The 12,739-nt window shown below is 63.9% G+C and carries 13 protein-coding genes and 2 tRNA genes; 8 read left to right on the forward strand and 7 right to left on the reverse strand.

The window, feature by feature from the left end:
* On the reverse strand, positions 1 to 744 hold the full coding sequence (locus tag U4Y90_RS09835) for an FCD domain-containing protein (RefSeq protein WP_321794383.1): 744 nt from the start codon (positions 742 to 744) through the stop codon (positions 1 to 3).
* A 116-nt stretch (positions 745 to 860) separates the two neighbouring features.
* Here U4Y90_RS09835 and U4Y90_RS09840 point away from each other — a divergent pair, with 116 nt between their 5' ends.
* From U4Y90_RS09840 to U4Y90_RS09850, 3 genes are read left to right on the forward strand one after another with little or no spacing between them, the layout of a single operon-like run.
* Positions 861 to 1,604, forward strand: a complete 744-nt coding sequence (locus U4Y90_RS09840) for a (Fe-S)-binding protein (RefSeq protein WP_321794384.1) — start codon at positions 861 to 863, stop codon at positions 1,602 to 1,604.
* Complete coding sequence (locus U4Y90_RS09845; RefSeq protein ID WP_321794385.1) at positions 1,601 to 2,992, forward strand: lactate utilization protein B; 1,392 nt, start codon at positions 1,601 to 1,603, stop codon at positions 2,990 to 2,992. The genes U4Y90_RS09840 and U4Y90_RS09845 overlap by 4 nt, the downstream gene beginning before the upstream one ends.
* A complete protein-coding gene (locus tag U4Y90_RS09850) occupies positions 2,989 to 3,570 on the forward strand; it encodes a LutC/YkgG family protein (protein WP_321794386.1) in 582 nt (193 codons plus the stop codon). Before U4Y90_RS09845 ends, U4Y90_RS09850 begins: the two co-directional genes overlap by 4 nt.
* 151 nt (positions 3,571 to 3,721) lie before the next feature.
* Here U4Y90_RS09850 and U4Y90_RS09855 read toward each other — a convergent pair.
* From U4Y90_RS09855 to fdxA, 3 genes are all read right to left on the reverse strand, one after another.
* Positions 3,722 to 3,797, reverse strand: a tRNA-Asn gene (locus U4Y90_RS09855).
* 78 nt (positions 3,798 to 3,875) lie between these two features.
* Positions 3,876 to 3,951, reverse strand: a tRNA-Asn gene (locus U4Y90_RS09860).
* 118 nt (positions 3,952 to 4,069) lie between these two features.
* The gene (gene fdxA / locus U4Y90_RS09865; RefSeq protein WP_321794387.1) at positions 4,070 to 4,393 is read right to left on the reverse strand and encodes a ferredoxin FdxA; all 324 of its coding nucleotides are present in this window, start codon (positions 4,391 to 4,393) and stop codon (positions 4,070 to 4,072) included.
* 292 nt (positions 4,394 to 4,685) lie between these two features.
* Here fdxA and pncB point away from each other — a divergent pair, with 292 nt between their 5' ends.
* The 5 genes from pncB to U4Y90_RS09890 all read left to right on the forward strand — a co-directional run bounded on the left by pncB (position 4,686) and on the right by U4Y90_RS09890 (position 10,552).
* Positions 4,686 to 5,876: a nicotinate phosphoribosyltransferase gene (gene pncB, locus U4Y90_RS09870; RefSeq protein WP_321794388.1), complete on the forward strand. Its 1,191-nt coding sequence runs from the start codon at positions 4,686 to 4,688 to the stop codon at positions 5,874 to 5,876.
* A 136-nt stretch (positions 5,877 to 6,012) separates the two neighbouring features.
* Positions 6,013 to 6,684 (forward strand): lactate utilization protein C, encoded by a 672-nt coding sequence (locus U4Y90_RS09875; protein ID WP_321794389.1) that lies wholly within the window; start codon positions 6,013 to 6,015, stop codon positions 6,682 to 6,684.
* Between the two features lie 5 nt (positions 6,685 to 6,689).
* Positions 6,690 to 8,102 carry a sodium:proton antiporter gene (locus tag U4Y90_RS09880; protein ID WP_321794390.1) on the forward strand — a complete coding sequence of 471 codons (1,413 nt, stop codon included), beginning with the start codon at positions 6,690 to 6,692 and terminating at the stop codon, positions 8,100 to 8,102.
* A gap of 9 nt (positions 8,103 to 8,111) precedes the next feature.
* The gene (locus U4Y90_RS09885) at positions 8,112 to 9,095 is read left to right on the forward strand and encodes a D-glycerate dehydrogenase (protein ID WP_321794391.1); all 984 of its coding nucleotides are present in this window, start codon (positions 8,112 to 8,114) and stop codon (positions 9,093 to 9,095) included.
* Entirely contained in the window at positions 9,092 to 10,552 is a 1,461-nt protein-coding gene (locus tag U4Y90_RS09890; protein ID WP_321794392.1) for a DNA recombination protein RmuC, read from the forward strand. Before U4Y90_RS09885 ends, U4Y90_RS09890 begins: the two co-directional genes overlap by 4 nt.
* A 13-nt stretch (positions 10,553 to 10,565) precedes the next feature.
* On the opposite strand, the gene U4Y90_RS09895 is transcribed toward U4Y90_RS09890, so the two are convergent.
* The 3 genes from U4Y90_RS09895 to glp form a co-directional block, all read right to left on the reverse strand.
* A complete protein-coding gene (locus tag U4Y90_RS09895) occupies positions 10,566 to 11,045 on the reverse strand; it encodes a GNAT family N-acetyltransferase (protein WP_321794393.1) in 480 nt (159 codons plus the stop codon).
* Positions 11,042 to 11,317, reverse strand: coding sequence for a hypothetical protein (locus tag U4Y90_RS09900; protein WP_008342276.1), 276 nt, complete (start codon positions 11,315 to 11,317; stop codon positions 11,042 to 11,044). The genes U4Y90_RS09895 and U4Y90_RS09900 overlap by 4 nt, the downstream gene beginning before the upstream one ends.
* Positions 11,318 to 11,381: 64 nt before the next feature.
* Positions 11,382 to 12,686 (reverse strand): gephyrin-like molybdotransferase Glp, encoded by a 1,305-nt coding sequence (glp, locus tag U4Y90_RS09905; protein ID WP_321794394.1) that lies wholly within the window; start codon positions 12,684 to 12,686, stop codon positions 11,382 to 11,384.
* Positions 12,687 to 12,739: the final 53 nt, after the last annotated feature.

Here is a 12,739-nt window from a genome sequence, read left to right on the forward strand (position 1 = left end):
TTAAGCGGCTCGGTTTTTCTTCGGTGGAATATCGCGATATAGCGTGCGGACATAGTCGAGATGCCTGCCCGCGCATTCGCGCGCCCGCGCCGGATCGCGCGCGACGATCGCATCGAAGATCGCGCGATGCTGCGTCATCAGGTTCGCCTCGATTTCGTCGTCGTAATCGACGAGACGATGCGACGTGAGCATCGATTCGCGGACCAGTTCGTTGAGCCCGTGCATCACGTGCGTGAGAGCGACATTGTGCGTCGCGTCCGCGATCGCGAGATGGAACGCCGCGTCCTTCTCCGCGATGCGCGTGCTTTTATCGGCGACGGCGCTCTGCAGCGCGTCGAACGCAGCGGCGATGCGCGCGATATCGGCATCGGTGGCGCGCTCCGCGGCGTAGGCGGTCGACAGCGTTTCGAGGCCGTGACGCAGTTCCAGCACATCGGCGCTCGCGTTCGGCTGTTGTTCTAGCAGCGCCGCGAGCGGATGCGACACGAGCGGCGCCGTGACATCCGAGACGACGAAGCCGCCCCGTCCGGCGGCGCGAATGAAGCCGTCGGATTCGAGCCGGATCAGCGCCTCGCGCAGCGACGGGCGCGACACGTTCAGTTGCTCGGCCAGATCGCGCTCGGCGGGCAGACGCTGGCCGGGCAACAGCGTGCCTTCCGAAATCAACGCCCGAATCTGTCCCGACACGACATCGGAAAGGCGCACGCGGGCGTAAGCATGTGCATGGACGGGCTGGAAAGTCATTGCTCGACTCGAATACCGGATGAAAACCTGGGAATGTCCGAGTTTGACACGAAAGCAGCATCTCATTAAAGTCTTGGTCAGACCAAGCTTACCAAATTCCCCGCACTTGGATCGTCATGAAAGTCGCCCTGTTCGTTCCCTGTTTCATCGACGCCTTCTATCCGCAGGTCGGCATCGCCACGCTCGAATTGCTCGAACGGCTGGGCGTGGACGTCGACTATCCGCAAGATCAGACCTGTTGCGGCCAGCCGATGGCCAATAGCGGCGCGCACAAGGACGCCGCCGGCGCCGAGCGCGTTTTCGCGCGCAACTTCGCCGATTACGATTACGTCGTCGGGCCGTCGGCGAGTTGCACGCATCACGTGCGCGAGCACTTCACCGCCATCGAGCAGACGAGCGCCGTGCAAAAGGTTCGTCGCAATACGTATGAGCTCGTCGAATTCGTGCACGACGTGCTGAAGGTGCGCGAGTTTCCGTGGGCCGAGTTTCCGCACAAGGTCGGGCTGCACAATAGCTGCAGCGCCGTGCGGCATCTGCGCGAAACGTCGAATTCGGAAGTGGCGGGCACGCCGTATTCGAAGCCGCGCGCGCTGCTCGAAGGCGTGAAGGGCATCGAATTCGTCGCGCCTGCGCGCCCCGACGAATGTTGCGGCTTCGGCGGCACGTTCTCGGTGACGGAAGAGGCCGTGTCCGTGCGCATGGGGCAGGACAAGGTGCGCGATCATGTCGGCGCGGGCGCGGAGTACATCGTGTCGGGCGACATGTCGTGTCTCATGCATCAGCAAGGCTGCGCTGAGCGCATGAAGCTCGATGCGCGCTTTATCCATATCGCCCAGGTTCTGAACGGAGCGCGCGGATGAGCAAGACGGTACGGATCGATCACGCGAAGGCGGCGGGCGCCTTTCTCAAGAAACCCGATCACGTCGCGTTCCACGACAGGCGTCTGTGGGACTTGCGCAGCAAACGCGACGCGCAGGCGCACGGCATCCCCGAATGGGAGACGATGCGCAATCTCGCGTCGGGGATCAAGGAGCACACGCTGTCCAATCTCGCCGATTACGTCGCGCAGTTCATCGATCAGGCCGAGAAGAACGGCGTCGTCGTGCATTTCGCGGCGGATGCCGAGGAGCACAACGCGCTCGTCTACCAGTTGATGAGCGAGCGCGGCATGACATCGCTCGTCAAGAGCAAGTCGATGCTCACCGACGAATGCTACATGCGCGACTATCTCGAACCGCGCGGCATCACGGTGATGGAAACCGATCTCGGCGAGCGTATCCAGCAGCTCGATCATCAGGACCCGAGCCATATGGTCGTGCCCGCGGTGCACAAACTGCGCGCGGATGTGGCCGAGCTGTTCGGCAAGACCATCGGCACCGATCCAAAGAACAGCGACATCCACTATCTAGCCGAAAGCCAGCGCATGAACACGCGCCCGTATTTCGTGCGCGAGAAGACGGCGGGCATGACCGGCTGCAACTTCGCGGTCGCGGAGACGGGCACGGTCGTCGTGTGCACGAATGAGGGCAACGCGGATCTGTCGGCGAACGTGCCGCCGCTGCACATCGCATCGATCGGCATCGAGAAGATCATTCCGACGATCGCCGATCTCGGCGTCTTCGTGCGCATGCTGTCGAGGAGCGCGCTCGGCTCGCCGATCACGCAGTACACGTCGCATTTTCGGCAGCCCCGTCCGGGCACGGAGATGCACTTCATCCTCGTCGACAACGGCCGCTCCGAGCGGCTCGCGATGGATGATTTCTGGTACTCGCTCAAATGCATCCGCTGCGGCGCGTGCATGAACACGTGCCCGGTGTATCGCAGGAGCGGCGGGCTGTCGTATGGCGGGACGTATTCCGGGCCGATCGGCGCGATCATCAATCCGACGCACGACCTGAAACGCTACAGCGCGCTGCCGTTCGCCTCGACGATGAATGGCAGTTGCACCAACGTGTGTCCGGTGAAGGTGAACATCCACGAGCAGATCTACAAGTGGCGCGAGGTGATCGCGGAAAAGCACGAAGTGCCGTTCGTGAAGCAGGAGGTGCTGAAGATGGCGGGGCGGCTGCTCGCGAGCCCGACGCTTTATCGTGCGACGGTGGCATCGCTCGGCGGCGCGCTGAAGCGTCTGCCCAACTTCGTGCTGTATAACCCGCTCAACATCTGGGGGCGCGGACGCGATCTGCCCGACGCGCCCGCGGTGACTTTTCATGAGTGGTACAGGAAGAACCGGAAGGTCGATCAATGACGACTCGCGAAGCTTTTCTGTCGAAGATCCGGGCGGCGCAGCCCGCCGCGCGCCCGCGCCCCGACGTGCCCGTGTTTCCGGCGCCCGAAGGCGAACTGAAGGCGCGCTTCATCGCGGCGCTGAGCGCGATGGGCGGCACCTGCGTCGAGGCGGCCGATTTGAACGATGTGAACGCGCTGATCGCGTCGCGCTTTCCGGATGCCAAAGTGATCGCGTCGGCGGTGCCCGGCGTCGACGGCACGCGGCCGCTTTCACCCGGTACCGTTCCGGCATCGCTTCAGGATGTCGACGTGGGCATCGTGAGAGGGCGCTTCGGCGTCGCTGAAACGGGTTCGGTGTGGTTCAGCGAGCAGGAGTACGTCGTGAACGCGATCGGCTATCTTTCGCAGCATCTCGTCGTGCTGCTCGATCCCGCGTTGATCGTCGAGGGTTTGCAGCAGGTGTATCGACGAGACGATTTCAAGTCGGCGCGCTACGCGGTGCTGGTGACCGGGCCATCGGCGACGGCGGATATCGAAGGCGTGCTGATTCGCGGCGCGCAGGGCGTGCGTTCGCTGACCGTGATCTGGCTCGCGTGAAGCGCTTGCTAGTCCTTCCAGATGATCGCAGTAGCTGTCCGCCCGCCTGTTGAAATTTTGGAGCGACTTCAAAAAACCGTCTGGATGATGCCGGATGCGCGCGCAAAACAAAAAGCCCAGTCGCGTGACTGGGCTTTTTGAATGGAACTTTTGGCTCCCCGACCTGGGCTCGAACCAGGGACCTACGGATTAACAGTCCGGCGCTCTACCGACTGAGCTATCGGGGAACAACTGAAACATCTGCAACTGAGATAAAAAACCCAGCCGATCGACTGGGTTCTTTGAAACCGACTTGCTGGAGTTTTTGGCTCCCCGACCTGGGCTCGAACCAGGGACCTACGGATTAACAGTCCGGCGCTCTACCGACTGAGCTATCGGGGAACATCTACAGCAGAGAAGCGAAATTATAGGGGGCCGTTACTGGCGTGTCAACGCTCAATCTTCATTCGATACGCATTTTTTGCAATCGACGAAGCGCGTGCGCCGGCGCCCGCCTGAATCAACGCTCGAGCAGATTCAGCTTTTCCTTGACGTCCTTGAACTCGTCCGCCTCGGGAAGCGACCCTTTCGTCTTGGTGATGCTCGGCCAGCCACGCGCGAGTTCCGCGTTCAGTTCGGTGAAGTGCTGCTGGTCCCCGGGCACGTCTTCTTCGGCGTAGATCGCGTTCACCGGACACTCGGCTACGCAAACGGCGCAGTCGATGCATTCGTCCGGATCGATCGCGAGAAAGTTGGGACCTTCGCGGAAGCAATCCACCGGGCACACGTCCACGCAATCGGTGTACTTGCACTTGATGCAGCTTTCGGTCACAACGTGAGTCATTCAGGCTCCTGCATACGAAATTCGTGGGGGCGGCGCCCTGGGCGGCTACATGGGCCGGGAGGTGCGCGTGTCGAAACGCATATTGTAGCGTAACGGTAAAACCGGGCACGAGCCGTACGAAGCGCGCTTTATATCGATTCGTGATGTATGTATGCGCGGCTTTCGCAAAAGGGCGGCGCGAGATCATGTCTTCGCGAACATTCGGGTAACATGGCCCTAAAGGCATGAAGCTGCGCGCTGGCAAGCGGGGAAAAGCGCGTGGTCAATTCGCGTGGATGTCCCAGTCAGAACCATGATCATCAATTCGCTGCTCGATACCGACCTCTACAAGTTCACGATGATGCAGGTCGTGCTGCATCACTTCCCGGCGGCGCACGTCGAATATCGCTTCCGCTGCCGCACGCCGAACGTGGATCTCGTGCCGTATATCGACGAGATTCGCGACGAGGTGCGTCAGCTCTGCAATCTGCGCTTCAAGGAAGAGGAACTGGATTATCTGCGGCGCATGCGCTTCATCAAGAGCGACTTCATCGATTTCCTCGCGCTCTTCCATCTGAACGAAAAGTCCATCCGCATTGCGCCGTCGCCGAAGAACAATGGCGAGATCGACATCGAGATCGAAGGGCCCTGGCTGCACACGATTCTCTTCGAGATTCCGGTGCTCGCGATCGTCAACGAGGTCTATTTCCGCAACACGCAGCGCAAGCCCGAGTACGAAACCGGCCGCGAGCGCCTGCGCGACAAGATCAAGCTGCTCGCCACGCCGCCTGAATATTCCGACTGCAAGATCGCCGATTACGGCACGCGCCGCCGCTTCTCAGGGCAGTGGCACGAGGAAGTCGTCCTGACGCTGAAGGAGAGGCTCGGCGCGCAGTTCGCCGGCACGAGCAACTGCTTCTATGCGATGAAGCACGGCTTGCGGCCGCTCGGCACGATGGCGCACGAGTACCTTCAGGCCTGTCAGGCGCTGGGTCCGCGCCTGCGCGACTCGCAGATCTTCGGCTTCGAGATGTGGGCGAAGGAATATCGCGGCGACCTCGGCATCGCGCTGTCGGACGTCTACGGCATGAAGGCGTTCCTGCGCGACTTCGACATGTACTTCTGCAAGCTGTTCGACGGGGCGCGCCACGATTCCGGCGATCCCTTCGACTGGGGCGAGCGCCTCATCCGGCACTACGAAGAAAATCGCTGCGACCCGCGCACGAAGGTGCTCGTGTTTTCCGACGCGCTCGATATCCCCCGCGTGCTGCAACTGTATGAGCGTTTTCGCGGACGCTGTCAGCTGGCGTTCGGCGTCGGCACGAATCTCACCAACGATCTCGGCTATCAGCCGCTGCAGATCGTCATCAAGATGGTTCGCTGCAATGGCCAGCCGGTCGCGAAACTCTCCGACTCCCCCGGCAAGAACATGTGCGACGACAAGGCATATCTCGCCTATCTGCGTCAGGTGTTCGGCATCGAGCAGCCGGTCGGCGAAGACTGAGCGCAGCGCATTCGTGCATCCGGCCTATGCCGTTCGGCCGAGGATCGCGCGCTCAGGTCGCTCGCTATAATTCGGACGCGTTGTCGGTCGATCCGGCGCGCACGAATCTCAAGCACGCCAACACGAGGACGGCACCATGGATACATCGGCCGCGCGCCGCAATATTCTCGCGCGCATTCGCAGCGCACAGGGCCGTCGCGGCTTAGCTACGGATGCCGAACGCGAGGCTGCGCAAGCGTATGTCGAGCGGCATCCGGCGGGTCCGCGTCCTCCGTTGCCTCAGTCGGGCGACGAATTGATCGCGCGCTTCAGGCTCGAAGCGGAGCGTCTTTCCACGACGGTCGCCGAAGTCGAGTCTTTGGACGAAGCCCCTGCCGAAGCCGCGCGCTATCTTCAATCGCTTAATCTGCCCGTCGATGTCGTCGCGTGGCCCGCGCTCGGCGATCTGCCGTGGGCACGTGCGGGCATTCAGGCGGCGCTGCGCAAACCGGCCGACGCCGATCTCGTCGGCATCACAGGCTGCTTTTGCGCGACCGTGGAGACCGGTTCGCTCGTGTTGCTCTCGGGCGCCCGGACGCCTGCTTCCGGCGCGCTTTTGCCGCAGACGCACATCGCGATCGTGCCGGCGTCGCGCATCGTCGCGGCACATGAGGACGCGTTCGCGCTGATGCGCGCCGAACGAGGCGAGTTGCCGCGCGCGGTCAACTTCGTGTCGGGGCCGTCGCGCACCGGCGATATCGAACAGACCATCGTGCTCGGGGCGCATGGGCCGTATCGCGTGCATGTGATCGTCGTGCGCGGAGCGTGAGGCCGATGCCCCGCCTGTTTTCCGGCGCGCTGTGCGCCACGCTGGCGCTGATCGCCGCCCCCGCCGCCGCGGCGACGCCCGACGGCGCGGCGCTTTCGGCAACGTGGGGCATACCGTTCGTCGGTGTCCTGTTGTCCATCGCGGTGTTTCCGCTCGTCGCGCCGAAGCTCTGGCATCACCATTTCGGCAAGATCGCGGCAGCGTGGGCGATCGCCTTTCTCGCGCCGTTCGCACTTTTCTTCGGATTCGGCGTGGCCGGCAGCGTGCTCGTCCATGCGCTGCTCGAAGAATACGTGCCGTTCATCGTGCTGCTGGCGTCGCTGTATACGGTCGCGGGCGGCATCTGCGTGCGCGGCAATCTGCACGGCTCGGCGCGCCTCAATACCGGTCTGCTCGCGCTCGGCACTGCGCTCGCGAGCGTCATGGGCACGACGGGTGCGGCCATGCTGCTGATTCGTCCGCTCTTGCGCGCGAACGACAATCGCAGACATGTCGTGCATGTGGTCGTGTTCTTCATCTTTCTCGTCGCGAACGCGGGCGGCTCGCTCACGCCGCTCGGCGATCCGCCGCTCTTCCTCGGCTTTTTGAACGGCGTCGGCTTCTTCTGGACGACTGTGCATCTGGCGCTGCCGATGCTCTTCGTCTGCGCCGTGCTGCTTACCGTGTTCTACGTGCTCGACAGCTACTACTGGCGCCGGCACGACGCGCGATCCGCGTTCCTCGATCCGACGCCCGATACGCCGCCGCTCGGCATCGACGGCAAGATCAATTTCGCGTTGCTCGCGGTGATCGTCGTACTCGTGCTGATCAGCGGCGTATGGAAGCCGGGCATCGCATTCGACGTGTTCGGCACGCATGTCCAGCTTCAGAATCTCGTGCGCGATGCGCTGCTCGTGACGGTGCTGCTGGCCTCGCTCGTCCTCACGCCGAAAAGCGCGCGCGCGGGCAACGCGTTCGACTGGGCGCCGATCGAGGAAGTCGCGAAGCTCTTCGCGGCGATCTTCATCACGATCGCGCCCGTCATCACGATCCTGCGCGCGGGTGACGCGGGCGCGTTCGCGGGCATCGTGCACGCGGTATCCGATGCGCAGGGCAAGCCTGTCGACATCGCTTATTTCTGGGCGACGGGGCTTCTGTCTTCGTTTCTCGACAACGCGCCGACTTATCTCGTCTTCTTCAATCTCGCGGGCGGCGATGCACGCACGCTCATGACCACCGACGCCACGACGCTCGCCGCCATCTCCGCGGGCGCGGTCTTCATGGGCGCGAACACGTATATCGGCAACGCGCCGAATTTCATGGTGAAGGCAATCGCCGAATCGCGCGGTGTGCGCATGCCGAGTTTCTTCGGTTTCATCGCCTGGTCGGGCGCGATTCTTCTGCCGCTTTTCGCCGTACTGGGCTGGCTATTTTTCTAGGAGCAACCGATGAAGAAGAAAGTGCTGGTAGCGCGTCCCACTTTTCCCGATGTGATCGAGCGCCTGCGACAGTATTTCGATGTCGACGTGAATCTCGGCGACGTGCTGCCCCAGGACGAATTCGCGCGCCGTCTCGCCGACAAGGACGGCGCGTTCACCGCGGGCGAATGGGTCGGCGAGCAAGAACTGGCGGGCGCACCGAATCTGAAAGTCGTGTCGAACATGGCGGTCGGCTATAACAACTTCGACATGCCGGCGTTCGATGCGCACAAGGTGCTCGGCACCAACACGCCGAACGTGCTGAACGAAACCACTGCCGATTTCGGCTGGGCGCTGATGATGGCGGCGGCGCGCCGCGTCACCGAGTCGGAGCACTTTCTGCGCGCGGGCCAATGGCAGAAATGGTCTTTCGACGCGTTCCTCGGCGCCGACGTGTACGGCTCGACGCTCGGCGTGATCGGCATGGGGCGCATCGGGCAGGCGCTCGCGCGGCGGGCGGCCGGCTTCGACATGCGCGTGATGTATCACAACCGCTCGCGCGTCGCGCCGGAGATCGAGGCGAAGCTGAACGCCGAGTACGCATCGAAGGAAGACCTGCTCAGGCGCGCGGATCATGTCGTGCTCGTCGTGCCGTACTCGAAGGAGAGCCATCACACGATCGGCGCGGCGGAACTCGCGCTGATGAAGCCGACGGCGACGCTCACGAATATCGCGCGCGGCGGCATTGTCGACGACGCGGCGTTGATCGCCGCGCTGCGCGAGAAGCGCATCGCGGCCGCGGGCATCGATGTGTTCGAAGGCGAGCCGAACTTCAATCCGGATTTCCTGCTGCTCGACAACGTCGTGTTGACGCCGCACATCGCGAGCGCGACGGAAGGCACGCGCCGCGCGATGGCCAATCTCACGGCCGACAACCTCATCGCCGCGCTGGGCGAAGGCCCGCGCGCCGGCAATCCGCCGAACCCGATCAATCCGGACGTACTGAAGAAATGATGGAACTGCTGGTTGGCGCGCTCGCCGTGCTGGCGATCGCGCTGGTGGTCTCGCTCATCGCGCTCGTCATGGCGATGCGGCGCAATTCCAATGCGGTCATCTTCGACGAGTTCGAAGCGCTCACCGACCGCGTCAACGACATGGGCGAGGCTCACGCGCGCGCACAGGAGCGGCTCGAACGCGGCTTGCGCGGCGATATCGCCGAGAGCGCGCGCGTGTCGCGCATGGAATCGCAAACCGGCTTCACGCAATTCCATCAGACGCTCTCGACGCAACTGGCGAACACGTCGACCGTGCAGAACGCGCAATTCGATGCGCTCGCGCAGCAGCTCGCACAACAGAGCCAGCAGGCGCGCGAGGATCAGGGCAACGCGTTGAAACGTTTCGCCGATTCGATGTCGCTGCATCTCGCGCAGCTTTCCGAAGCGAACGAACGGCGGCTCGCGGAAGTTCGCGCGACGCTCGAAGCGCGCCTCAAGGACATCGAGGCGAACAACGCGACGAAGCTCGACGAAATGCGCCGCACCGTCGACGAGAAGCTGCACGCGACGCTCGAGCAGCGGCTCGGCGAATCGTTCAAGCTCGTGTCCGACAGGCTGGAGCAGGTGCATCGCGGGCTCGGCGAAATGCAGACGCTCGCGGCGGGCGTCGGCGATCTGAAGAAGGTGCTGACCAACGTCAAGACGCGTGGCATCTGGGGCGAAGTGCAGCTCGAAGCTTTGCTGGAGCAGTTGCTAACGCCCGACCAGTACGCGAAGAACATCGCGACGATCCCGAAGAGCAATGAGCGCGTCGAGTTCGCGATCAAGCTGCCCGGCCGCCACGATGCGCCAGGTGCGCCGGGCGATGCGGCCACGCCCGTGTGGCTGCCGATCGACGCGAAGTTTCCGCGCGAGGACTACGAGCGGCTCATCGATGCGCAGGAGCGCGCGGACCCGGTCGGCGTCGAGGACGCGTCGCGCGCGCTCGAAGGCCGGCTGCGCGCGGAGGCGAAGGCGATCGCGCAGAAATACGTCGCGCCGCCTTACACGACCGACTTCGCATTGCTCTTTCTGCCGACCGAGGGACTTTACGCGGAAGTGTTGCGCCGTCCCGGCCTGAGCGATTCGCTGCAGCGCGAATATCGCGTGACCGTCGCGGGACCGACGACGCTGACCGCGCTTCTCAACAGCCTGCAAATGGGTTTCCGCACGCTGGCCATCGAAAAGCGCTCCAGCGAAGTGTGGCAGGTGCTCGGTGCGGTGAAGACCGAGTTCGGCAAGTTCGGCGAAGTGCTGGCCAGAACGAAGTCGCAACTCGAAACCGTGACGCGCTCGATCGAAGCGGCGCAGACGCGTACGCGTCAGATGGGCAAGCGCCTGCGGGACGTCGAGGCATTGCCCGGAGAACAGGCGGCGGGCTTGCTGGGCGATGCGTTCGGCGATTCGTCATCGCCCGAAGGCGACGACGAGCCGTGACACCGGATGTGAGTCAGGAGGCGAGGCGTTCGAGCGGCTCGCCCGTCACGCGCACGATGCGCCAGTCCGGCAGGACCGTCGCGCCCATCTTTTCGTAGAAGTCGATGGCGTTCTGATTCCAGTCGAGCACGGACCACTCGAAGCGGCCACATTGGCGCTCGACCGCGAGTGCGGCGAGCTTTTTCAGCATCAGCGTTCCGAGACCGCTGCCGCGCATCGACGGACGCACATACAGGTCTTCGAGATACAGGCCGCGCTTGCCGAGGAAGGTCGAGAAGTTCTGGAAGAAAAGCGCATAGCTGACGATTTCACCTTCCTGCTCCGCGACGAGCGCCTCGGCGGCGGGACGCGCGCCGAATAGCGCGTCATGCACGCCTTGCTCCGTCGCGATGAACAGATGCGTGAGCTTCTCGAACTCCGCGAGCTCGTACATCAGGCCGAAGATCGCGGCGACGTCGGCGGGCGTGGCCGCGCGGATGCCCGGGGCGCTCATGCTTCCTCCGGCGCATCGGACAACACGATTTCGATGCCGCCGAAGCGCGACGCCACCCAGTTATACGCGTGGCACGCAATCCACAACAGGATGAAACCGAGGATCGCGTTCAGCAACAGCGCGCTCGTGACGGTGCTCACTTCGACCGAGCCGTACCGCACGAACGCGACCACGACGCCGAGCAGCACGATGGGCACGCTGAAGGTCAGGTACACGAGGATCAGCGCCTTGGCGGTCTGTCCCGGTGCGATAAATGAGATCTGCTTTTTCATGAAGGAAAGCCCCGTCTATCGATGTAGGAATGTTTGTGCTGGCGACGCTCGTTGCGGCGCCAGGTCAGATCAGGCCGTCGAGCGGCACGATTTCGACTTCGTCGCCGATGTCGATGTCGCCGCGTGCGTGCTCGAGCACGATGAAGCAGTTGGCTTCGCTCATCGAACTCAGCACGCCCGAACCCTGCGGGCCGGTGGTGACGACCCGAAAGCGGCCCTCGCCGTCACGCGTTGCGATGCCGCGCTGGAACTCGGTGCGGCCCGCGCGCTTTTTCATCGGCTCGGCGGCCGCCGCGCGGATCGTCGTGAGCGGCCGGCGCGTCGCGCCCGACATCGCCAGCAATGCCTCGCGCACGATGAAATAGAACGTCGCCATGACGGCGACCGGGTTGCCCGGCAAACCGAAGAAAAGCGCTGACTTGCCGGCGCCCACGCGCTCGCCCGACCACAGGCGGCCGAACGCGAGCGGCCGGCCGGGGCGCATCGCGATCTTCCAGAAGGCGACGTCGCCGAGGGAATTCATCAGTTCGCGCGTGAAGTCCGCATCGCCGACCGACACGCCGCCCGAGCTGATGACGACATCCGCGCGTTCGGTCGCCTCGCGCAGCGCCTTTTCGAGCGACGCGCGATCGTCGCGCACGATGCCGAGATCGACCGTTTCGACGCCGAGCCGCCTGAGCATCGCGAAGAGCGTGTAGCGATTGCTGTCGTAGAGGCTGCCGGGACTCAGCGGTTCACCGACCGAGCGCAGCTCGTCGCCCGTCGAAAAGAACGCAACGGTCAGGCGCTTGCGAACCGGCACCTCGCCGATGCCGAGCGACGCGAGCAAGCCGAGATCCGACGCGCGCACGATGCGCCCGGCGAGCAGCGCCGGTTTGCCTTTCGCGAGATCCTCGCCGGCGAGACGACGGTTCTGACCGGCGCGGATCGCCGTGGTCGAGAAACGGATCGTGTTGTCTTCGCGCGTGACGAGCTCCTGCGGCACGACCGTATCGCAGCCCGGCGGGATGAGCGCGCCCGTCATGATGCGCACGCACTGGTTCGCCGCCGGCGTGCTTTCGAACGGCCGCCCGGCGAGCGCCGTGCCCGCGACGGACAAGTCGACCGCGTCGCCGCCGCGCGAGAGCACGTCGCCGGCGAACGCGTAGCCGTCCATCGCGGAATTGTCGTAAGCGGGCACGTCGATGGGCGAGATCAGGTCTTCGGCGAGCACGCGATCAAGCGCGTCGTGCAGGCTCACGCGCTCGACTTCTGCCTCGCGCGTGCGCGGCAAGGCCCACTGACGCACGATTTCCTGCGCGGCCTCGACGGGCAGCGCATTCGGATCGTAGTGGGCGACGCAGGCGGAGAATTCCTTGGACGTGGTCATGAATCGGCGTGGATCGCGGCCGGGGTCCGGCGAAGAAGCAGCCACGAGGCCGC

It is taken from the genome of Caballeronia sp. J97, assembly GCF_905220305.1.
GTDB lineage: Bacteria > Pseudomonadota > Gammaproteobacteria > Burkholderiales > Burkholderiaceae > Caballeronia.

What these genes read in the sequence shown, in the direction of transcription:
- U4Y90_RS09835 (WP_321794383.1), bottom strand. Translation starts at nt 744, where the DNA reads ATGACTTTCCAGCCCGTCCATGCACATGCTTACGCCCGCGTGCGCCTT.
- U4Y90_RS09840 (WP_321794384.1), top strand. Translation starts at nt 861, where the DNA reads ATGAAAGTCGCCCTGTTCGTTCCCTGTTTCATCGACGCCTTCTATCCG.
- U4Y90_RS09845 (WP_321794385.1), top strand. Translation starts at nt 1,601, where the DNA reads ATGAGCAAGACGGTACGGATCGATCACGCGAAGGCGGCGGGCGCCTTT.
- U4Y90_RS09850 (WP_321794386.1), top strand. Translation starts at nt 2,989, where the DNA reads ATGACGACTCGCGAAGCTTTTCTGTCGAAGATCCGGGCGGCGCAGCCC.
- fdxA (WP_321794387.1), bottom strand. Translation starts at nt 4,393, where the DNA reads ATGACTCACGTTGTGACCGAAAGCTGCATCAAGTGCAAGTACACCGAT.
- pncB (WP_321794388.1), top strand. Translation starts at nt 4,686, where the DNA reads ATGATCATCAATTCGCTGCTCGATACCGACCTCTACAAGTTCACGATG.
- U4Y90_RS09875 (WP_321794389.1), top strand. Translation starts at nt 6,013, where the DNA reads ATGGATACATCGGCCGCGCGCCGCAATATTCTCGCGCGCATTCGCAGC.
- U4Y90_RS09880 (WP_321794390.1), top strand. Translation starts at nt 6,690, where the DNA reads ATGCCCCGCCTGTTTTCCGGCGCGCTGTGCGCCACGCTGGCGCTGATC.
- U4Y90_RS09885 (WP_321794391.1), top strand. Translation starts at nt 8,112, where the DNA reads ATGAAGAAGAAAGTGCTGGTAGCGCGTCCCACTTTTCCCGATGTGATC.
- U4Y90_RS09890 (WP_321794392.1), top strand. Translation starts at nt 9,092, where the DNA reads ATGATGGAACTGCTGGTTGGCGCGCTCGCCGTGCTGGCGATCGCGCTG.
- U4Y90_RS09895 (WP_321794393.1), bottom strand. Translation starts at nt 11,045, where the DNA reads ATGAGCGCCCCGGGCATCCGCGCGGCCACGCCCGCCGACGTCGCCGCG.
- U4Y90_RS09900 (WP_008342276.1), bottom strand. Translation starts at nt 11,317, where the DNA reads ATGAAAAAGCAGATCTCATTTATCGCACCGGGACAGACCGCCAAGGCG.
- glp (WP_321794394.1), bottom strand. Translation starts at nt 12,686, where the DNA reads ATGACCACGTCCAAGGAATTCTCCGCCTGCGTCGCCCACTACGATCCG.